General features: G+C 38.3%; 15 protein-coding genes. 14 read left to right on the top strand and 1 reads right to left on the bottom strand.

Annotated features, from left to right (window positions below):
- Positions 1-13: 13 nt before the first annotated feature.
- From QM481_RS01490 to QM481_RS01480, 3 genes are all read left to right on the top strand, one after another.
- Positions 14-1,987 carry a putative porin gene (locus QM481_RS01490; RefSeq protein ID WP_283380380.1) on the top strand — a complete coding sequence of 658 codons (1,974 nt, stop codon included), beginning with the start codon at positions 14-16 and terminating at the stop codon, positions 1,985-1,987.
- Positions 1,988-2,202: 215 nt separating this feature from the next.
- Complete coding sequence (locus QM481_RS01485; RefSeq protein ID WP_166549555.1) at positions 2,203-2,784, top strand: MiaE family protein; 582 nt, start codon at positions 2,203-2,205, stop codon at positions 2,782-2,784.
- 254 nt (positions 2,785-3,038) lie between these two features.
- Positions 3,039-6,053 carry a PD-(D/E)XK nuclease family protein gene (locus tag QM481_RS01480; RefSeq protein WP_283380379.1) on the top strand — a complete coding sequence of 1,005 codons (3,015 nt, stop codon included), beginning with the start codon at positions 3,039-3,041 and terminating at the stop codon, positions 6,051-6,053.
- 217 nt (positions 6,054-6,270) lie between these two features.
- Here QM481_RS01480 and QM481_RS01475 read toward each other — a convergent pair whose 3' ends face one another.
- Positions 6,271-6,708, bottom strand: a complete 438-nt coding sequence (locus tag QM481_RS01475; RefSeq protein WP_095163525.1) for an FKBP-type peptidyl-prolyl cis-trans isomerase — start codon at positions 6,706-6,708, stop codon at positions 6,271-6,273.
- Between the two features lie 178 nt (positions 6,709-6,886).
- On the opposite strand from QM481_RS01475, the gene QM481_RS01470 reads away from it, so the two are divergent.
- From QM481_RS01470 to QM481_RS01420, 11 genes are all read left to right on the top strand, one after another.
- Positions 6,887-7,891, top strand: a complete 1,005-nt coding sequence (locus QM481_RS01470; RefSeq protein ID WP_283380378.1) for an oxygenase MpaB family protein — start codon at positions 6,887-6,889, stop codon at positions 7,889-7,891.
- Positions 7,892-8,273: 382 nt separating this feature from the next.
- Positions 8,274-8,558, top strand: a complete 285-nt coding sequence (locus QM481_RS01465; protein ID WP_283380377.1) for an SCP2 sterol-binding domain-containing protein — start codon at positions 8,274-8,276, stop codon at positions 8,556-8,558.
- A 100-nt stretch (positions 8,559-8,658) separates the two neighbouring features.
- Complete coding sequence (gene mnmE, locus QM481_RS01460) at positions 8,659-10,017, top strand: tRNA uridine-5-carboxymethylaminomethyl(34) synthesis GTPase MnmE (RefSeq protein WP_283380376.1); 1,359 nt, start codon at positions 8,659-8,661, stop codon at positions 10,015-10,017.
- A gap of 241 nt (positions 10,018-10,258) precedes the next feature.
- Positions 10,259-11,323, top strand: a complete 1,065-nt coding sequence (locus tag QM481_RS01455; protein ID WP_283380375.1) for an AAA family ATPase — start codon at positions 10,259-10,261, stop codon at positions 11,321-11,323.
- 5 nt (positions 11,324-11,328) lie between these two features.
- Complete coding sequence (locus QM481_RS01450) at positions 11,329-11,991, top strand: DUF4276 family protein (protein WP_283380374.1); 663 nt, start codon at positions 11,329-11,331, stop codon at positions 11,989-11,991.
- Between the two features lie 24 nt (positions 11,992-12,015).
- A complete protein-coding gene (locus tag QM481_RS01445) occupies positions 12,016-13,041 on the top strand; it encodes a LacI family DNA-binding transcriptional regulator (RefSeq protein WP_283380373.1) in 1,026 nt (341 codons plus the stop codon).
- A gap of 81 nt (positions 13,042-13,122) precedes the next feature.
- Entirely contained in the window at positions 13,123-14,094 is a 972-nt protein-coding gene (locus tag QM481_RS01440; RefSeq protein ID WP_283380372.1) for an aldo/keto reductase, read from the top strand.
- Between the two features lie 190 nt (positions 14,095-14,284).
- On the top strand, positions 14,285-14,836 hold the full coding sequence (locus tag QM481_RS01435) for a DUF4890 domain-containing protein (RefSeq protein ID WP_283380371.1): 552 nt from the start codon (positions 14,285-14,287) through the stop codon (positions 14,834-14,836).
- Between the two features lie 296 nt (positions 14,837-15,132).
- Positions 15,133-16,773, top strand: coding sequence for a pectate lyase family protein (locus tag QM481_RS01430; protein WP_283380370.1), 1,641 nt, complete (start codon positions 15,133-15,135; stop codon positions 16,771-16,773).
- Between the two features lie 209 nt (positions 16,774-16,982).
- Complete coding sequence (locus tag QM481_RS01425; RefSeq protein ID WP_283380369.1) at positions 16,983-20,075, top strand: SusC/RagA family TonB-linked outer membrane protein; 3,093 nt, start codon at positions 16,983-16,985, stop codon at positions 20,073-20,075.
- Positions 20,076-20,086: 11 nt separating this feature from the next.
- Positions 20,087-21,907 (top strand): RagB/SusD family nutrient uptake outer membrane protein, encoded by a 1,821-nt coding sequence (locus tag QM481_RS01420; RefSeq protein ID WP_283380368.1) that lies wholly within the window; start codon positions 20,087-20,089, stop codon positions 21,905-21,907.
- Positions 21,908-22,001 lie beyond the last annotated feature (94 nt).

The raw sequence follows: 22,001 nt of genomic DNA, 5'->3' as shown, positions 1-22,001 counted from the left end.
TTAATTTTGCAGGGTGAAAACATCGCAATATCTTATACTCGTATTTACACTGCTGATTTCTGGCAGTATTTTTTCCCAAACTACCACTAGTAATACTTTTTCTACAGGTGGTTTAGGGAACAATAATGGCTTTCCACCAGCCCAAACCCAACAAAAAAAGACCAATCAAAAAGGTGGTTTAGATGATTCTACAAAGGTTATCTATGGACCTACTTCTAGTCGATATTTTTTAGAGGAAGATGTTTTTAATAATCGAAAGAAACTTTATACTATCGATACTCTTTTAAAGGGTTTTCATAATTATAGCACCATTTTACAGCGCAATAATACGTATGTAGATTTGGGGTTATTAGGCACGGCATCTCGTCCTTTGTTTTACCAAGCTCCCGACCAATTAGGCACTCGAATTGGGTATGATGCCTATTCGTTGTATGCCATAGAGCCTAAAGATGTCAAATATTACAACACTCGATCTCCTTATTCGGACATATATTATGTGACAGCAGGTAAAGGGCAAGATATTTTGGATTTTGATTTTAATCGAAATATAGATTCGCTTTGGAATGTGGGCTTGACTTTGCATAGAATTACTTCTACTAAACCATTGGTAGGAGGTACAACTACTACAGGGACCATTCCTAATGCTATCGGTCATTGGGAGTTTATGCTACATTCGAACTATCAGAGTAAAAATAAGAAATATACCATTATGGGCTATCTCAACAGATTTGACCATAATATTATTGATGAGGGTGGTGTAGCTCGTAATGGCGTACCGTACGATTCATTGCTCTTGTACGACGACAATAATGCCATTTTGACTAGTGCCAATAGTCGTGATACTTGGAATAACGTCCATGTGTATCATGAATATGCAGGATACAAAGCCTTTCAAATCTTCCAAACTTTGGATTATGAGAGTAGAAAAACACAGTTTGTCGATAAAACATATTCTACTAGCTTGACCAATAAATTTTATGCTTCAAGTTATTTGAAAAGCCCTGCATCTACAGATACCCTATACAATGGCTTTAGTTCGAGTACATTTCAGCATAAATCTGGCATAAAAGGTTTTTACAAGGGCTTTAATTATCGTCTCCATTTTCGACAAAGAATCTTGAATTATACCAATTTGTTGAATAATGATAAACTGAGTAGAAGTGAAAACTTTGTAGGAGTTTGGCTCAATCAATATTTAAAAGATAGTACAAGGTTTTTTGCGGAGGGTGAATATCATGTAGGTAGTGGCTATCGATTGAATGCAGAATTGAGGGGCAAGTGGCTCAACTTCGGTGGAACCTTCTTTAGAAATGTACCAACGTTGGCACAGCAGTATATGTACAATAGCTCCTACAGATGGTTAAATGATACAGTTTCGCAGGCAAACCAGTTGAAAAACTTACAAGTACTAAGTTTTTATGCCAATGGTACCATAAAAATCAAGAACGTTATATTTAGCCCATTTGCAAGTTTTCAGACGATTGACAACTACATTTATTTTGATCAAAAGGCAGTTGTCAAGCAGTCAACAGGTAGTCCAATTGCCATTTTTAGAGCAGGTGGAACAGTGGGTTTTCAGTCTGGAAAATTTACCAATATCAACAATATTTATTGGGCTTATACCAAAAGTTCTGATTTGATTCGTATGCCAGCCATTACGATTAACTCACGTTTGGCGTTGGATATTTTGTATGCTAAAGTGCTTTACATCCAAGCAGGTTTGGAATTATATTACAAGTCTGGCTATTACGGCGATGCCTATATGCCTGCGACGCAACAATTCTATTTACAAGATACTCAGTACTTAAATAGTAATTTCCAAGCGGATATTTTTGCTGATATGCGAATCAACCGTGTGCGTGTATTTTTCAAATTATCTCATGCTAACCAGCGATTGTTGGGCACTAATGGCTATTACATTGCGCCAGGATACGCAGGTATTGGAAGAACTTTTGGTTTTGGGGTTAGATGGTTGTTGTTTGATTAATTTAACAATAAAATTCCAAAATTAAATTTTATAGGCTTCATGCTGTTAGCTGTAGGTATTAGGCAAAGGCATATATGAATTTTTGAAAAATATTTTTGCAGAAAGCCAAATGTCAAATAGTTGATTTTAATTTTTCATTCCTACCTGACATCTAATAACCGATATACAATTAACAGATAGCGTCTTTTGCTAAAGAAACTTAATTTTAAACTTCCATGCTTGGACTTAAGCTTCCGACAGACCCACGTTGGGTAAATATTGCTGAAAAAAATATCGCTGAAATTCTTATTGACCATGCCTATTGCGAGCAGAAGGCAGCTTCTTCCTGTATTTCACTGATTATTCAATATCCTGAAAGAGAAAAACTACGAGAGGTATTAATGCCCGTTGTTTCGGAAGAATGGGCTCATTTTCGCATGGTAATTCGTGAACTCGAAAAAAGAGGCTTGGCTCTTGGTAAACCCCGTAAAGACGAATATGTAATTCAGTTGAATGCTAGTATCCGTCACGGAGGCACTCAAGATCAGCAGTTGGGAGAGCGACTTTTTATCAATGCACTTATTGAAGCTCGTAGTTGTGAGCGTTTTAGAATATTATCTCAAGAGATTCAGGATGACTCTTTGAAAAAGTTTTATCATGAACTAATGATTTCAGAAGCTGGACATTATGTTAATTTTATAGACCTTGCCAAAGAATACCTTCCAGCAGAATATGTAAAACAACGTTGGAATGAGTGGCTTGAGATAGAAGCTAGCATTATTACGAATTTAGAAATTCGAGGTGATAGAGTTCATTAGTGGAGTGATGAATTGTGAATGACGAATTGTGAATTGTAATTTAGAACTGTACGGAGGATTTCCAACAATTGCGGATTTGAGATTTCTGATTTCGGAAATAAAATGAAATACCTTTTTTTACAAAATATAGAAGCTTACACTTCCGAAATCCCAAATCCGATATCCGAAATAGACATTTTTAGACTCCTTCATACACGACTCACTCAACATTCACAACTCTCCGCTTTCACCTAAAAAACCTTAAAGACTATTACATGGAAACCTTTCTCGAAAAAGCGGCTGCTCATATTTTTCAAAAACACAGTATTCATCAACTAAGTAATATTTGTATCGTTATTCCATCTCGACGTGGGGTTTTGTATTTCAAACAAGCCCTCGCTAATCAGGCCGAAGCTCCATTTTTGGCGCCTGATGTGATGGCGATTGACGATTTTGTGATGAATGTGACGGGTCTAAAACAAATAGATCCAGTGGCTTTATTGTTCGAATTGTATGATGTTTTCAAAACAATTGATCCTTTGGTTGTTTTTGAGCGCTTTATGACTTGGGCTCCAACTTTATTAAATGACTTTGATAAAATAGATCAATATCTCGTCGAACCCAAAAAGCTTTTTAGCTTTATGTCTGAGGCAAAAGCCTTGGAACGCTGGCAAATGCAATTGGGCGAATCTAAACGTGACCGCCTCAAAAGTACCGAACGTACCGATCGTTATTTCAAGCTTTTTGAAAATATTCATGAAGTATATAACCTTCTACAAGCTCGTTTGCGCGAAAAAGGACTCGTGTATCGTGGCATGGCGTATCGAGAACTGGCTGAGCACGTAGGTACTTATTTATTAGATAGTCCACAACATAAAAAATACTATTTTGTAGGCTTTAATGCCCTCTCGAATGCTGAAGAAAAAATCATTCGTTCTTTATTGAAAAGAAAAGAAGGGAATGATTTTTTTGCAGAAACCCTTTGGGACTCTGACGCCTATTACCTTTCAAATAAAGATCAAAAAGCAGGAAACTGGTTGAGAGACTATCGTACAGGCAACAATATGCCAGACCAATTGCCTTTGTTCAATAATGAGTGGAATTGGGTATCAGATGAGTTGGTCAAAGGTCGAAAAAACGTACAAATTATAGGCGTTGCCAATGCTTCAATGCAAGCCAAGGTTGCTGGGAAAATCTACGCAGATTGGAACCAACAAATAGAAGGACAAACGCAAACGGCCATCGTGTTGGGTGACGAGAACTTACTGGTACCTGTGATGAACTCACTGGGAAAGGATGTTGCCAATCTGAATATTACGATGGGGCTTTCACTCAAAAACTCGATGCTTTTTACCCTCATCGATGCGATGTTTGAAATGCAACGTAATTTGGTGGAGTTCAAAAATGCAGAAGGAGAAACAAAGCGTATTCCTAAATTTTCGTATCGACAAGTGGTACGTATTCTCAATCACCCATTTGTGCGAAGATATGAGGCAATGCATTATCCTTTGGTTGAGGAACTTGTCGAAAATGAATCATTACAAAATCCAATTCGTCAGACTTTACGCGATATTACTGTTCATAATAAAGTTTTCCTAAGCTCGAAAGAATTGAAGGAAATGGGGCAAGATGACCGACTTTTTAACATTGTTTTTAATCACTGGGAGCAAAAACCTAAAAAGGCGGTCGAGCAGTTTTATGCCCTAATTGATTTATTGCGAGAAGTGTATCGTGAGCGCCAAGATGCGGTCGAGAATGAATACTTGTATCAGTTTTATTTGCTGTTACAACGTATGGAAATGATTTTGGCAGAAAGAGGCGAATCTGTTTCTATTAAAAGTTTCAAGACCTTTTTGTATGAATTAATCAAACAAACCAAAATACCTTTCGAGTCCGAAACTGATCAGCGTTTACAAATTATGGGTATGCTCGAAACCCGAACGTTGGATTTTGAAAGATTGATTATATTATCGGTCAACGAAGGCGTTTTACCACAAGGCAAGCGACAAAATACACTCATTCCTTATGAGGCTTTGTCTGATCCACAGTTTAATTTACCAACCCATAATCACGCTGATGCCGTTATGGCGTATCACTTTTTTAGACTTTTACAAAGAGCTAAGGAAGTGGTATTGGTACATGTGTTGCCTTCGGATACGTATGGAGCAGCCGAAAAAAGTCGCTTTATTTTGCAAATCGAACATGAGCTTCGTCATCTCAATCCGAACTTGAATATTACTCAAAATCAAGTTAATTTCGAGACTGAAATTACGGCAGATGAGGAGGAAAGCGGTCTGAAAATTGAGAAAACGCCCGATATGCTCGCGATGATTGAACAGGAAATCAACGAACGAGGAATATATCCTTCGCATATCAATCAGTTTGTAGATTGTTCGATGCAGTATTATTTCAACAAAGTAGCAGGTATCGCGCCAGAGGAGGAGGTAGCCGAAAAGCTGGCTTCCGATTCATTTGGTAACTGGATTCACAAAACTTTTGAAAATATAGACACAGCTTTTTTAAAAGGGGATGATTTAATCGAAAAAACAGATGGTATTATTCAGCAATCAGATTTAGAGTTTGTATTGAAAAATATAGATTCCTATCTCAAAAAAGCCTTTGAACAAACCAATCCGGGACTTCGAATGACTGAAGGCGAAAACTATATTTTGTATCAAGTTGGCGAGACGTTAGTTAAGAAGTTTTTGAAATTTCAAATAGCCAATGAAGCCTTTCCGATTGAACTACTAGATGCTGAGAAAACACTCAAGGTAGGATTAGAAGTAGAAATAAATGGCAGAACAATCCCTTTTAAATTGGCAGGTCGCATCGACCGCATCGATCGTACCCATGGTCGGACGGTGCGAGTAATCGACTATAAGACAGGCTTGGTAAAACCCGAAGATTTGAAGGTGAAAACAGACTTAATTGATGAAGTTTTGTTAGAAGAATCAGATAAAGGTAAACTTCGTCAGCTATGGTTGTATAAGTATATGATTCTGAAAAGGATGATGACACAATATGGGCTGAGCATTAGAGGAACAAGGCTGAAGGCAGATGAAAATAAGGTAGTGTCAGGAATTTACTCTTTCCGAAATATAGAGGCAGGTTTGTTAGAGCAAGATTTTAAGTTTTCAGATGATGAAACTATTGAAGAATTTATGATTTCGTCAGAAAAATATTTGGCTAAATTTTTAGAAAAACTGCTTAATCCTGAGATCCCATTTTCTCGTACCGAAGATAGAGATATATGTACTTATTGCGATTTCAAACGCATTTGTGGAAGATAGATAAGAAGAAATTATTCGTTAATAGTATATCAGTTATTAGAATGCACTCATAATCAAAATATTATCGTCTAATTACACCTCAGATATACTAATGATTTAACTTTCCCTGCTACTTAGAGGAATTTAGAATGGTGAGTGAGTGAATGGTGAAAAATAAATTAAAAATAATCACTCATTCGCTCATTCACTAACTCACTCAATTACAACTCTAAAAGTTCTAGTTGGTTTTCAACAACTCAACTTCAAAAATCAACACAGCGCCCCCAGGGATGTCTGGACCTGCACCACGTTCGCCATAAGCTAAGTTATGTGGCAAATAGAATTTGTATTTACTTCCTGTAGGCATCAATTGCAAACCTTCTGTCCAACCAGAAATTACTTGGTGCAAACCAAAAGAAATAGGGTCGTTGCGCAACACGCTACTATCGAAAACAACACCGTCGATAGTTGTACCGTGGTAATGTGTCAAAACTTTTGCAGTTGGTCCTGAAGGTTTTGGTCCAGTACCTTCTACCAATACTTCATATTGTAAGCCACTAGCGGTTTCGATAACCTCTGGTCTTTTCTTGTTTTCTTCCAAAAATGCTTTACCTCTAGCGATTTCGTTTTCTAAAACTTCACGAAGCTGTGCACGCTGACGCTCAAAAATGTTCATGTGATAAAAATTTATTAAATGAAAAATGCTTCAGAATCAATTGCCCGAAGGCGATACAAAATTACAAACTTTCCTTTTATGAATACCTTTAAACAAAAAAAGGTTATAGTCCGTTAGATTATTGAAATAACCAAAGTCGCGTTTTCTTGGTTCAAATAAGACACATAGATTCAATTTTATGAAAAAACAAGCTATAAAGTCTACCAGATATTTTTCTAATCAAATGCTAGAAGACTCTCGTCAGCAAGGTGACCAGCTAGCAGACAATTGTATTCAACTGGTATTTGAACAAGTTGGGATGACTGGCTTGAGAACTTTTTTTCAATGGCTAGTCAAAGAAGATTTTGATTGGAAAAATCAGTTAGATTTTGTGCAAAAGTATTTTCAAGAAAATGCTGTTTTTCCTTCTTTTTACCAAGAAAGAGAATTCCAAAGAGGTTTAGATTTTGCCCAAAAACACCAAGCTGATATTGCCTTAATGTTGGGTTGTTTGTCATTGCCGTACTGTTACGCAGGTGCAGATGGGGCGAAAGTTTTATGGATGTCAGAGCGGATTGGAAAAGACACCAGAAAACGCTTAGAGGAAACAGGAAGTTTTGTTTTTGGTGTATTAAACCCCAAACAGTGGAAAATCTCAGAAGCTGGTATTCCAATCGCAATGTTGCGTATTTTGAAAGTTAGATTGATGCACGCATCTATTCGTTTTTTTACTTTACATCATCAAACTTGGAATACCAAGGATTGGGGATTGCCTGTAAACCAAGAGGATATGGCAGGAACCAATCTTGCTTTTAGCTATATTGTGATTGTGGGAATGCGCAAAAATAACCTTTCATTTACAGAGCAAGAAGCAGAGGCATACCTACATACTTGGAATGTTATTAATGTCATGATGGGTGTGGATATAGGTTTGTTGCCACAAAATCTTCGTGAGGCTTTTGTTTTAGCCAAAGCTATAGCCAAACGACAATTTCGAACTTCAGAAGAAGGAGTTGGTCTAACAAAATCGCTTCTGAAAGCTTTGGAAGAGTTTATTGAGAATCCATTATTGAAAACCATTCCAAGTGCTTTTATGCGTCATTTGTTAGGAAAAGAAGTGGCAGATTTACTCCAAATTCCTAATAATCCTTTGGAAGAAAGATTAGTGCCTTTTATTCCTGTTAAGGCGGTGTTTGGGTTTTGAAAGGGAGTGGCAAAGGCTGCGGAGTGCGAAGTGGCAAAGGCACAGAGGCACAAAGGGACAAAGGGTTTTTAGTGGCTGAGGGGTAATGGTTTTTTGAGTGGCAGAGGCAAAGAGGTTTTTTATTGAAGTTTAAACTATATCAAATCCAAATCCTTTTTGCCCTTGCTATTTTTACCTAATATTCATAATTCACGCTGTGCCTGTTCGCTCTACCACCAGACGCAAGCATTGCGTCTCTACCGAAAATCCCTTTGTGCCTTTGCGCCTCTGCCACTTGTGCCTTCTTTCTGCCTCCCTCCATTTTGATTTTACAATTAAAATTCGTATGCTTGCATAATAATTTTATTTTCAAAGCAATCAATACCTTTTATCATATATACAAATGAACTTTTCTGAAATTTTTGACAAAATCTCTAGCCTAGCATCTCGAAAAGGTGGTTTAGGAAACTCTATCAAATTTGCTACGGACCAAGGAAACATCCATATTTCAGCTGATGGCGTTGTGACTAATACAGATTCACCTGCTGATTGTACCATTTCTGTAAAAGCAAGTGATTTGGCAGAATTAATGACAGGTAAACTCAATCCAATGACGGCTGTAATGTTTGGTAAAATCAAAATTGCAGGAGATATGTCTATTGCTATGAAGCTACAATCTTTGTTCTAAGATTTTGGCGGAATCGTTTGGTATGATAAGAAACCCTTTATGCTTAACTTTGCGTTATGGTTAGCAAAAGCAATCATACCAAACGATTAAAAACGCATTCATGAATCAAGATACCATTTGTGCATTAGCCACAGCGCAAGGAGTAGGAGCCATCGGAGTGATTCGGGTATCGGGTCCTCAGACCATCGACATAGTTCAAAAAATATTTAAAGGTAAAAATCTTCATCAGCAACCTTCGCATACCATTCATTTTGGTACCATTCGTGACGACCAAAATTTGATTGTAGATGAAGTCCTCATATCGCTTTTTAAAGCACCCACTTCGTACACTAAGGAAGACACCATCGAAATTTCGTGTCATGGGTCTGATTATATCATTCAGAAAATTCTTAAGCTTTTATTGAAAAATGGTGCTCGCTTGGCTAATCCGGGAGAGTTTACACAACGTGCATTTTTGAATGGACAACTCGATTTGGCACAGGCCGAAGCCGTAGCAGATTTGATTGCGTCAGATTCGGAGGCGTCGCACCAAACGGCCATTAATCAAATTAGAGGAGGATTTTCAAAGCAAATCGCGCAACTACGAGAATCTTTGATTCATTTTGCTTCGCTAATTGAGCTTGAATTAGACTTTGGCGAAGAAGACGTAGAATTTGCTGACCGTGACGATTTACGTCAATTGATTCATCGAATTCAGAGTGTATTAGTGCCTTTGATTGATAGTTTTGAGATGGGAAATGTGATCAAAAATGGTGTGCCAACTGTAATTGTGGGCAAGCCAAATGCTGGTAAATCAACCTTGCTCAACCGACTATTAAATGAAGAAAAAGCCATCGTTTCGGATATTGCAGGAACTACCCGTGATGTTATTGAAGATGAGCTATTTATCGAAGGTATTCGTTTCCGACTGATAGATACAGCGGGTTTGCGCAAAACCAATGATACCATTGAGGCAATCGGAGTGGAGCGTACACTGCAACAGATGGAAAAAGCTAGTATGATTATTTATTTGTTTGATGCCTCAGAAATTAGTCTAGCTGAAATCGAAGAGCAAATACAATCATTTAATGCTCCTTACGTATTAGTTGGAAACAAACAAGATAAGCTCAGTGTACACCAAAAGCAGGAATTTGAAAAAGCCTATCCAGCCATTATTTGGATTTCTGCCTCTGAGAACCAGAATATCGAAAGCTTACAGAAAACATTGGTTCAAAAAGTCAAAACCAAGGAAATTAAAGCAGGAGATACCGTTGTGACTAACCTCCGTCATTATCAACATTTATTACAAACCAGCGAATCTTTGAATCATGTGTTAGAAGGTTTGTCAAACAGTATTACAGGCGATTTTCTCGCTCAAGATATTCGTTTTGCGCTCCATCACTTAGGTGAAATTACAGGGCAGATTACTACGGATGATTTGTTAGCTAATATATTTTCTAAGTTTTGTATTGGAAAGTAAATGTCTTTAATTCAGTATTTTGGGGATAATGAAGATGTGAAATAAGTGGTTAAATACGATTTTGTATATAAAGTTGTACCTTATTTGTACCTTGGTTGCTAAATGCTTTTTCCCCCATTGTCCGTTAATATTTGAAAACATCGAGTAGCTTGAAAGTAAGAAAACAATTAGCGCTATTAAAATATAGCACTCCTTTCAATCCAGTAAAGACTAACATCTTATGTGTTAATGTTTTGAAAATATGGAATCAATCGAGATAAAAGGATATAAATCTATCAAAGATGCCAAATTAGATATACGCCCAATTAATATCCTTATTGGAGCTAATGGTGCTGGTAAGTCAAATTTTCTTTCGTTTTTTGAATTATTAGATAAACTGTATAATCAAAAACTGGAGACTTATGTGGCATTGAAAGGAGGCATTTCGAAGTTTATTTATAATGGGATACCCTCGGTTGATTCCTTTTCTGCAAAGATTATCTTTGAAGGTAATAGTACTGCTTATGGCTTTCAAGTGGTTCAAACTCCCCCCGATAAATTTAGAATAGCTAAAGAAACTTTATGCTATTACAATGATACTTTGGAGTATAAAGAATATTCTAAGGAGGCGGGTATAAAATATAATGATTGGGATAAAGCCGACTTTATTAGGGAGCATATTACTTCCTATAAAAAGTATCATTTCCATGATACAGGAGAAAGGTCTCCTTTTCATCAATCTTCAAAAATAGGTAAAGATAGTACCGTTTTGTATGATAGAGGGGAAAACCTAGGCGCATTTCTTTATGGAATAAAAAAAGAACATCCTAAGGTTTATGTGCGCATTGTCAAAACAATCAAAAGTGTCATACCTCACTTTTCAGATTTTGTTTTACAGCCTGATGTTGAAAATAATGTTGTTTTGTATTGGCAAGATATTTATTCAGACTATAACTATGATGTTACAGACTTCTCTGACGGCTCGATAAGGTTTATCGCGCTTTCGGTATTGTTTCTGCAACCTAATCCTCCTAGTACTATTATCATTGATGAACCCGAATTAGGTTTGCATCCTTTTGCTATTGCAAAATTGGCTGGCTTAATTCAATCAGTAGCTTCCAATAAATGTAAAGTAATCGTGGCTACTCAATCGGCTGACCTAATTTCCTATTTTGAGCCTGATGATATTGTAGCAGTTGATAATATCAATGGTGAAACGACTTTTTCTAGGTTAGACCCTGACAAATATAGGGGTTGGCTAGAAGAATATACCATAGACGAGTTGTGGAAAAGAAATATCATTAATAAGGCTCAACCTAATTTATAAGGTTTATGAAACGGCTAATTATTATTTGTGAGGGGGAAACAGAACAAGAGTTCTGTGCTCAACTCTTGCGAGAACATCTATTAAATTTTAATATTTATATTGAGCTGCCTACCACTAAAAAATCTGGTGGAGGATATGTCAGTTGGGGAACGCTTTATAATCAAATTTTAGCAACACTAAAAAATGATACAAATGCTTATGTAACTACATTTATAGACTTATATGGCTTACATCGACCTGATTTATTTCCCAATTGGAGTGAGTCTTTAGCTTTGGCATCAAACCCTTATGAGAGGATTCGGATTTTAGAAGAAGGAATGCTTAAGGTAATTCCTGAGAATTTTACTTATAGATTCCTTCCAAATATTGTTCTGCACGAATTTGAAGGATTACTTTTTAACCAGATTAGTTACTTCGATCAATTATTTGAGGTAGCTGAGTATAAAAATCGCCATGAATTAATCAATATTCTCGAACAATTTCCTAATCCTGAATTAATCAATGAAGGAAGAGATACCTCTCCTTCTCATAGGTTGAATGGACTAATTTTTTATTCATTTCAAAAAACAGTACATGGTATATTATTGGCAGAAAGTATCGGATTAGAGGCTATTAGAGCAAAAGCACCACATTTTAACGATTGGATAACAAGGTTGGAAAACCTTTGATTTTTATCAATAAAGACTCAAAATTTGAAACCCAAAATCAACATCCAAACCCTTGCTAAAGAACTCAATGTTGCGACAAGTACTGTTTCGAAAGCATTAAACGATAGCCACGAAATTAGTGACGAAACGAAGCGTAGAGTATTGGAGTTGGCAACAAAATATCAATATTCACCCAATCCTCATGCGAGTGGTTTGCGCAATAATAAAAGCAAAACTATCGCTGTTGTTATTCCAGAAGTTGGAAATAGTTTTTTTGCTTCGGTCATCAAGGGTATCGAATCGGTGGCTCGTGTGCAAGGCTATCATGTCCTGATTTATTTGTCCAATGAGAGTTTTGAAAAAGAACGAATGATTCTTGAAAGCTTGCAATTGGGACGAATAGACGGGCTTCTGATGTCGTTGGCACTCGAAACACAAGAGTTTTCTCATATTCAAAATCTCCTTTCTCAAGATATTCCTTTAGTGTTTTTCGATCGGGTTCCACAAGAGATTCAGGCTCATAAGGTTGTAACGAATGAATTTGAATTGGGCTACAAGGCGGTACAACATCTGTGGGAAAGTGGTTGCCGACAAATTGGTTATTTGTTGAATGGAACATCGAATTCTACCTTAAATCTGCGACAACAGGGATTTCTTAAAGCTCTTTCAGAAAAAAAGATTACTAATCCTGAAACCCATATTGTCGAAATACCCAAGGGGATTTCGGATGCTAATTTTTTTCAATTATTACAAGACAAATCTTTCGATGGGGTTATTGCCTCGGTTGAGGAATTGGTGACGCCTTTGTGGTCGGCCTGTAAATCGGGCGCATTGGTGATTGCTCAAGAGCTGAAAGTTTTGTCATTCTGCGATTTTCCATTGGCTACGGTGTTGAGTCCCACCCTTACCACGGTAAAGCATCCAGCTACAGAAATGGGCGAAAAAGCTACAGAACTACTGATTACACAAATTGAAAAACCAAAGAAAACCTTGAGTTTTCAGTCTATTATGCTTCAATCTGAAATTATCCCTAGAGAATCTACTCAAGCTCTTTCGAAAACGATTTCGTAAATAAACCTTTCTACTTTCTAATAAACTCTGTAAAAATCCAAGAAATTTGAGGTATTGATATACAATCAAAACGCTTTGAATATGGAATACAGAAAATTTGGTCGTACAGGCTGGCAAGTGAGCGAGGTGGGTTATGGTATGTGGGGCATGGCTGGTTGGACAGGTTCGGAAGAACAAGAAGTAAACAATGCTTTGGATAAGTCTATTGAAATGGGCTGTAACTTTTTTGATACGGCATGGGCTTATGGCGATGGTCTGAGTGAAGAGATTTTGAATAAAACACTCAAAAGACATGCTGAGAAAAAATTATACGTAGCTACTAAAATTCCACCGAAAAATAGAATTTGGCCTTCTCAAGCACATTTTAATATCGCTGATGTTTTTCCTGCGGATTATATCGTTGAATACACTGAAAAGAGTTTGAAAAATCTTGGGGTTGAGGCTATTGACTTACAGCAATTCCACGTGTGGGAAGATGCTTGGGCACAGCACGACGAATGGAAGGAAGCAATTACCAAATTGACTAAAGATGGCAAGGTGTTATCTTGGGGCGTGAGTGTCAACCGCTGGGAGCCGAACAATTGTTTGGAGACCCTGAGAACAGATTTGATTGATGCCGTACAGGTGATTTACAATATTTTCGACCAAAATCCAGAAGATGCTTTGTTGCCATTGTGTCGTGAAAAAAACATTGCTGTAATCGCTCGTGTTCCGTTTGATGAAGGAACCTTGACAGGCAATTTGACGAAAGAAACCGTTTTCCCAGCAGAAGATTGGCGCTCTACTTATTTTGTTCCTGAAAACCTCAATTCTAGTGTAGACCATGCCGATGCTTTGCGTCCATTGATTCCTGCGGGTATGAGTATGGCAGAAATGGCAATCCGATTTATTTTAAGCAATCCTGATATTTCTACGACGATTCCAGGAATGAGAAAAATCCGTAACGTGGAGTCCAATATGGGCTGTAGTGATGGAAAAGGACTTTCTGAACAGCTTTTACAAGAATTAAAAGGACATCGTTGGGATCGTACTCCAACTGAGTGGAGCCAATAGATAGACAGATTATTAAGGCTTTTATACAAAAAAGCACCAAGTGTATCAGACATCATCATAGTGTGCCAAGTGTGGCGTTGATTTAGCATAAAACAATCTACTGAGTTTCAACAACAAACCTCGACAAAGCGTGCAAGTCGAGGTTGATAAACTCCAAAACTCAGTGGGCTAACAATCAATAACCATGAAAATGATGAAGAAAACACTTGGTGCTTTTGCTTTTATTGCGGCTTTATGTTTTTCATTGACAACCTCAGCCCAATTTGGCGGAGGACCTCCTCAAGGCGGTGGAGGCGGTGGCATGCGTCCTGATTTTGAGGGACGAGCACCTGAGCCACCAGATCCAGAAAAAATGGTAGAGCAGGAAGTAAAGTGGATGAAGAAAAAGCTCAAACTCAATCCTGATCAAATCGACCGCGTAACAGATATTTCGACAAAATATGCCTTGGCACAAACGGATTTTATGCAAAAACAAATGCGTTCTCGTGCAAGAAACTCTTCTGAAGATGGTCGACCGTCGGAAAAGGATATGCAGAAAAATAGAGAAATTATGGAAAAGCTCATGAAAGATAAAGATCATGAAATGAGTGAAGTGCTAACCGCTGCGCAGTATGAAAAATATTTGAAACGTCGTGAAGATATGCGTAAATCTTCTCAACAAAACCAACAAAGCCGTGGAGGAGGATTTGATGGGCCTCCTGGGGGAGGCGGTGGCTTCTCAAGAGGTGGTGGGTCTTTTTAATTAAGCATACATCAAACCAATAAAGTTTTATGATAACGCCGTAGGTGCCTAAGAAGCCAATACTATTGGATTTCTTTTGTACTTACGGCGTTTTGTTATTTAGTAGCATAGACTAAATAATAATGAAAACATCAATAACCTATGCCTCAATTTAGTTTAGTTTTGTTTGCTGGTAAAAACCTATAAATTCCTGCAAAAATTATATATAGTATAGCCTAACGCACAGCCTAATTTTGTAGGGTCTTACTTCGAGTAGGTGATAGCTTAATCACCTCAACCCTAAATATATCATACTTATGCGTAAACAAATTGGCTTAGGCGTACTGTTCGTTTCATTGTTAGGAAGTATATCCGCAATGGCGCAATACCCAACTATCCCGCCTGAATTAGAGGCAAAAGAAGAAGCTGCTGCAAAGGAAGCAAAACAAAAATCAGAGGAGGCTTGGAAAAAGGCTTATCTCATAGTTGAGCAAGACCACAAAAAAGGGAAAATCTATGTCCCAAATGCTTCCAAACCTTCGGATTTGCTCAAGGCTTCTATTCCTGCATTTCCAGGTGCTGAAGGCGGTGGCGCTTACACTATGGGTGGGCGTGGAGGTAAAGTATATGTGGTGACAAATCTCAATGATAGCGGTGCTGGCTCTTTCCGTGAGGCCTGCGAGCAGGGTGGCGCTAGGATTATCGTTTTTAATGTAGCAGGTATTATTCGTCTCAGTTCTCCTATTTCTATTCGTGCTCCTTACGTTACTATTGCTGGGCAAACGGCTCCTGGCGATGGTATTTGTATTGCTGGCGAATCGGTTTTGATAGATACCCACGATGTTATTATTCGTTATATGCGATTTAGAAGAGGCGAGACTAAAGTTACTCGTCGTGATGATGCTATAGGTGGTAATGTGGTAGGTAATATTATGATTGACCACGTGTCAGCAAGTTGGGGATTGGATGAAAATATGTCGATGTATCGTCACGTATATGACCGAGAATCAGGAAGTCCTTTGAAATTACCTACGGTAAATATTACGATTCAAAATTCTATTTTTTCAGAATGTTTAGATACTTATAACCATGCCTTTGGAAGTACCATCGGAGGGTTGAATAGTACCTTTATGCGAAATCTTTGGGCAAATAATGTGGCAAGAAATCCTTCGATTGGCATGTATGGCGATTTTGGCTTTGTCAATAATGTAGTTTTCAACTGGTGGAATCGTTCGGCTGATGGAGGTGACAATAAATCGTTTTTTAACTTCATCAACAACTATTACAAACCAGGTCCTATTACTCCTGAAAACCAGCCCATTCGTTATCGTATTCTCAAACCAGAATCAGGGCGTTCGCCAGAAAGTAAAAGCCTTTACGGAAAAGTATATGCCAATGGAAATATCATGGAAGGCAATGACCGTGTGACCAAGGACAATTGGGACGGTGGAATTCAGATTGAAAGTCTTCCTAACGCTGGAAATCAAACTGACAGTATGCGCGTCAATCAGCCCTTTCCTATGGCAAAGGTTACACAGATCTCGGCAAAAGAGGCGTATGATTATGTGTTGACCAATGTAGGAGCTAATCTTCCCAAACGTGACCCTGTGGACACACGTGTAATAGAGGAAGTTCGTACGGGTAAAATTGTCTATAGCCCAGATGCCCAAGCACCTACTGGGGGACAATATATCAAGAGAAGATTGCCTGCTGATAGCTACAAACAAGGTATTATAAGTGATATTAGTCAAGTAGGGGGCTATCCAACCTATACAGGTAAGCCATACAAGGATACTGATAGTGACGGTATGCCTGATGCTTGGGAAACCCAAAAAGGCTTGAATCCCAAAGATGCAACAGATGCAAGTGCTGATCGTGACAAAGATGGTTATACCAACATCGAAGAATATCTGAATAGTGTAGTTCCATTGAATGGCGTAGTGCCTTCTGGAAAATAAGACCATTACCACAGCTCGCTTCTATGCCAAATAGAAGCGAGTACACATACAAATAAAATGATATAGTCTGTTCAAATTTCACTAGCTCCCATTCGTTAGCGCTAGCTAATTGTGCGTTTATAAATCTGTGTACCTCTAAATTTAACCAACAACGCTTCTTTCCACCCTAAAACTTATAACCTATTTAATCATTCTAAACTCCGTTACTTATGATTTTTACTTTATCTAAGAAGATAAGGAGAAAATCATTGATGTACGCTTGTACACCAATGGTTTTGGCATCCTTATTCCCTTTAGCGCAATCTAGTGTTGCGGCTACTCTCACAAACCCACATGCAAATACCATTGCAAAAATCACTAAAACAGAAATAACAGGTACAGTTAAAGACCAAAATGGGGTCGCCTTGCCCGGTGTTTCAGTCAAGATTAAAGGTACGACCATTGGTACGACAACAGATGGAAATGGAAATTTTAAACTAAATCTACCAACAGGAAATGAAACCTTGGTATTTAGTATGATTGGGTATGGTGCTTTGGAAGTACCTGCCAATGGTCGTACCCAAATCCAAGTTAGCCTCAAAGAAGAAGTATCAGCTTTGGATGAAGTCGTTGTGATTGGTTATGGAACTACCAAAAAACGAGATTTGACAGGTTCGGTGGTATCTATTCGTGAAGCCGATATTACTGCTACGCCAGTCAACAATGTGATGGAAGCCCTTCAAGGAAAAATTGCAGGGGCAGATATTAACCGAACTTCAGGAGCCGTTGGAACCGATGCAGACGTACTTTTGAGAGGTAATCGTTCTGTTTATGGTGACAATTCACCTTTGTATATTGTCGATGGTATCCAAGCCAGTTATTCTCAAATCAACCCTTCTGATATTGCGACTATTGATGTTCTGAAGGATGCGTCTTCAACTGCAATTTATGGTTCTGCTGGTGCAAATGGGGTGATTATTATTACTACTAAAAAAGGAAAAGAAGGCAAGACAACGATTGACTTTGATTCTTTTTATGGAATTAGCGGACAGCCTCATTTTACCAAAAGTATGATAGGAGAAGAGTACATGACCTATCGCCGAGAATTATACCGAACTACCAACGGGATGTATCCCAATGATGTTTCTCAGATTTTTACCAATGTCAATATTCTCAATGCGTATAACGAAGGTAAATGGATTAACTGGACAGACCAGTTGACCAACAAGGCAGCTACCCAAGAGAAATATAACCTTTCTTTTACAACAGGTGGTAGTAAAACGAAGGTTTATACCTCATTTTTATACACCAAAGAGAGTGGAATATTAGAGCGAGAAAATCAAACCAGAGGAGGCGTTCGTCTGAATATAGACCATACCCTGAATCGTTGGGCTAAAGTCGGGACAAATCTAAATTTGAATTATACTGTCAGAAATGCTCGTAACAACAATATTTTTACCAAATCTATTCCAGCTTTTCCACTTGGGACGCCTCGCGATGAGATGGGGAATATTATTCCAGAATTTATTGATGGCGAACTAACCCCTCTCGGTGACGAAATACCAAATCAATACTCTGACAATACCCGTTCAACGTATGGAATGCTCAATGGTTACTTGGAAATTACGCCCATGAAAGGGCTGAGTTTGCGTTCAAACATTGGCTTTACTGTAAATGATAGTCGCCAAGGTCGTTATATTGGAAAACAGTCTACTGCCTTACCACCCAATGGCTATACTTTGCCTTTGGCTACTTTAAATAATTTTTATGGTTATGGTTACATTTGGGAAAATACCGCAACTTATAACACCACCATCAAAAATGACCATAATCTGACCGTGACTGGTATTACTTCATGGGCAGATAGCCGTTCAGAAACGAATAACTCGTTAGGACAAGGTCAGGATTTGGATAGTTATTTATTTTATAATATCGGAAATGGTACACAAAAAGTGGGTATCGGTTCAGGGTATCAAAAAAAGACTAGACTATCTTTTGCGGGTCGTGTAAACTATTCATATAAAGGCAAATACCTCCTTACACTTACCAATCGCTGGGATGGCGTTTCTCACTTAGCCGCTGGTCACAAATGGAGTGCCTTCCCTTCTGCCGCATTCGCTTGGCGTATTTCAGATGAATCTTTTATGGCTAATACCAAACGAATTTTGAGTGACCTCAAACTGAGAGTTGGTTATGGGATTACAGGTAATTCTGGAGGTATGGATGCTTATTCTTCTCAAACACAGGCAATCACCTATCAGGCAGTATCCTTGAATGGCGCACTAGTACCCAATGTACAAAATGTAGGAACGTTCTCAAACCCTGCTATTACTTGGGAAAAAAGCTACAACCTTAACCTCGGAATGGATGTGTCGTTGCTCAATAATCGTATAGACTTGTCGGTGGACTGGTATAATACCAATACCGAAGGGCTATTGTTTAAGAGAACGTTGCCAATCACCGCAGCTATTACCGCTTGGGGCTCTCCTTTACAAACTTGGCAAAATATCGGTATTACCAACAATACAGGTGTCGAAGTGAGTTTGAGAACGGTCAATATTAGTAATTCAAAATTCAAATGGACAAGCAATTTTTCATTTACTAGAAACAGAGAAAAAATCGTAGACTTACCTGATGGAGACATCATTGCCGAAAAACTTTTTGAAGGTTATCCAGTAAAATCACACTACGATTTTAAATACTTGGGAATTTGGTCAACAGGTGAAGAAGAGGAGGCATTGAAGTATGGCGCAAAACCGGGATATGTCAAAATTGCCACCAACGAGCGTATCACCAATGGCGTAAGCGACGGTGGTGTACACACCTATACTGATTACGATAAAATGATTTTGGGAAGCGCAGCTCCTAAATGGCTTTTGGGGGTAAACAACACCTTTAACTACAAAGGATTTGATTTAGGTGCTTTTGTGATGGTGCGTTGGGGACAAATGATTCAAAGCAAATTACTAGGCTGGTATCGTGCCAATGATGACGGTCAGCCCGCTGGAATTGACTATTGGACACCCGAAAATCAAGGTGCCTATTTCCCTCGTCCAGGTATCGCTAGTACGACAGGAATTGCTTCTTTGACCTATACTGATGGCTCTTTTCTCAAACTCAAAACCGTAACCTTAGGCTATACCCTTCCTGAGAATGTACGCAAAAGAGCTTTGATGAGCAAAGCACGTGTGTATGCTTCGGTGTATAATCCATTGGTAATCACCAAAGATCAAACCATTAGAGATACAGATCCCGAGACAAATGGATCTGATACCTTCCCTTTGTTTGCCACTTTTGTTCTTGGTCTAAATGTTTCTTTTTAATTCTCTGTGCTATGAATTTTCGTAAACTTTTTACTATACTTTCTATTCCTGCCCTCATGATGTCAGGAGTATTAACCTCTTGTACTTTAGAGGAAGAAAACCTTTCTGGATTTACCCTAGATGCACTGGCAGCATCCTCTGTCGATGGGTACAAAAAGCTACTCAACAACTGTTATTTTGGTATGGAGCGTCAGTTGTACGGCTTTAATCAATGGATGATGTTTTCGGAGGCAGGCACCGATTTATGGACTAATAATAAAAATAGTCCAACCTCGAATGTCAACTTTTTTAAATATGGTGGTACAGCAAATATTCCGACTAATACGCTCAATACTGTATGGAATGTTTGTTATGATGGTATCGGTTATTGCAATTTGGCTATCAAATATGCAGATATGGCACCTTTCAAAACAGTAGAGGAAAAAAATGCCGTAGTAGCTCAAGCCTATTTTCTGCGTGCTATGTATTATTATAATTTGGTAGAACAATTTGGGGGCGTGACCGCACCAACCAAGCCATCTGCTGATGTCAACACTCGTCCTGAGCGTGTGAGTCCACTGGAAATTTACAAAACTATTATCATTCCAGATTTAGAGTTTGCAGCACAATGGTTACCTATTACCAACGTGACGACCATTCCATCCAAAAAATCAGCGATGGGATTTTTGGCTCGCGCCTATTTGCAAACGGTCGAGTATGACGATTCAAAGGCATACGCAGCTAAAGCGCTTGAGGTTTCTAAAGCTTTGATTGATGATTGCGAATCAGGAGGGGGTAAATATAATACTTTCATGTACCCAACCTTCGACGAGGTTTTTCAAGAATCTAATAACCAAAATAACAGAGAAGCTTTGTGGACTCACCGATTTGTGGTTGGGGGTGTTAGTAATAATGGTTGGGTAATGAACATGAATAATGAGCTATTTTACGGAACCGTAACGGATTTTCCAGCTATGAAATTTACCTTGGAGGACTACACCACTTGGGGACGTCGTTCGAGTGGATCGTTTATGCCAACACATTATTTGTTAAATCTATATGTACAAAATAATGGCACATTAGATCCTCGTTATCATAAGTCTTTCCAAACGACTTGGACGGTGAATAGACCTTCATTTACTTGGTCAGATGCCAATTTGAAAACTTTTGACAGAACTTCAAAAGTAACCATTACTGACAATTTAGTAGCAGGAAATACCGCTATTGATTTTCTTCATCCTAATGATGCAGGATATGCCACGAAAATTGCCACCAAAGCAGACCAGAAATATATGTTAATTGATTACAACGATGTATATGATTCCAAAACAAACTCGGTAAAAATGACCTATACCAGAGTTAATAGAGAAGTAGGTACCGTCGTAACAAACCCCTATTTGGGATTTTTTCCTTCTCTGGTCAAGCATAATAGTAGCAACTATTATGTCAATAACGTGACGAGTAACCGATACGGAAATCTTAACGCTACCTTTATGATGCGTATGGCGGAGGTATATCTCATTGCGGCAGAAGCGTCGGTTTATGCTGGTGGCGTGGGTAATGCGCTCACATACCTCAATAAAGTTCGTACAAGAGCTGGTGCAACACCATTGGCAGGTACAGTGACAGTGCAAACAATTCTTGATGAACGAGCAAGAGAGCTCTGTGGTGAATATGTACGCTATTATGATTTGAAAAGAACCAAAAAACTCAATAGAACTTATCTTAATGAAACCAATCCTGATGTAGGGCAATTTTTTAGAGATGGAGTAAATGAGGTAAAACCAATTCCATCTACTTTCCTAAATTCCTTGCAAGAAGGCGGTTTATATTATCAAAATAATGGATATTAGGTGTGACTCCTGAATTGGTGGTTTTGGATATAAGTATTTGATTTGTAGTAAATTGTGTTAATAGAGAATAGTTGCATTGTTTTCTTATTTAAAA

Origin of the sequence: Flectobacillus rivi (assembly GCF_030056655.1) — a bacterium.
GTDB classification, from domain to species: domain Bacteria; phylum Bacteroidota; class Bacteroidia; order Cytophagales; family Spirosomataceae; genus Flectobacillus; species Flectobacillus rivi.
The sequence above is the reverse complement of the archived record's forward strand: the minus strand, read 5'-3'. Positions and strand labels throughout refer to the sequence as shown.

What these genes read in the sequence shown, in the direction of transcription:
- QM481_RS01485 (WP_166549555.1), top strand. Translation starts at nt 2,203, where the DNA reads ATGCTTGGACTTAAGCTTCCGACAGACCCACGTTGGGTAAATATTGCT.
- QM481_RS01480 (WP_283380379.1), top strand. Translation starts at nt 3,039, where the DNA reads ATGGAAACCTTTCTCGAAAAAGCGGCTGCTCATATTTTTCAAAAACAC.
- QM481_RS01475 (WP_095163525.1), bottom strand. Translation starts at nt 6,708, where the DNA reads ATGAACATTTTTGAGCGTCAGCGTGCACAGCTTCGTGAAGTTTTAGAA.
- QM481_RS01470 (WP_283380378.1), top strand. Translation starts at nt 6,887, where the DNA reads ATGAAAAAACAAGCTATAAAGTCTACCAGATATTTTTCTAATCAAATG.
- QM481_RS01465 (WP_283380377.1), top strand. Translation starts at nt 8,274, where the DNA reads ATGAACTTTTCTGAAATTTTTGACAAAATCTCTAGCCTAGCATCTCGA.
- mnmE (WP_283380376.1), top strand. Translation starts at nt 8,659, where the DNA reads ATGAATCAAGATACCATTTGTGCATTAGCCACAGCGCAAGGAGTAGGA.
- QM481_RS01455 (WP_283380375.1), top strand. Translation starts at nt 10,259, where the DNA reads ATGGAATCAATCGAGATAAAAGGATATAAATCTATCAAAGATGCCAAA.
- QM481_RS01450 (WP_283380374.1), top strand. Translation starts at nt 11,329, where the DNA reads ATGAAACGGCTAATTATTATTTGTGAGGGGGAAACAGAACAAGAGTTC.
- QM481_RS01440 (WP_283380372.1), top strand. Translation starts at nt 13,123, where the DNA reads ATGGAATACAGAAAATTTGGTCGTACAGGCTGGCAAGTGAGCGAGGTG.
- QM481_RS01435 (WP_283380371.1), top strand. Translation starts at nt 14,285, where the DNA reads ATGATGAAGAAAACACTTGGTGCTTTTGCTTTTATTGCGGCTTTATGT.
- QM481_RS01430 (WP_283380370.1), top strand. Translation starts at nt 15,133, where the DNA reads ATGCGTAAACAAATTGGCTTAGGCGTACTGTTCGTTTCATTGTTAGGA.
- QM481_RS01425 (WP_283380369.1), top strand. Translation starts at nt 16,983, where the DNA reads ATGATTTTTACTTTATCTAAGAAGATAAGGAGAAAATCATTGATGTAC.
- QM481_RS01420 (WP_283380368.1), top strand. Translation starts at nt 20,087, where the DNA reads ATGAATTTTCGTAAACTTTTTACTATACTTTCTATTCCTGCCCTCATG.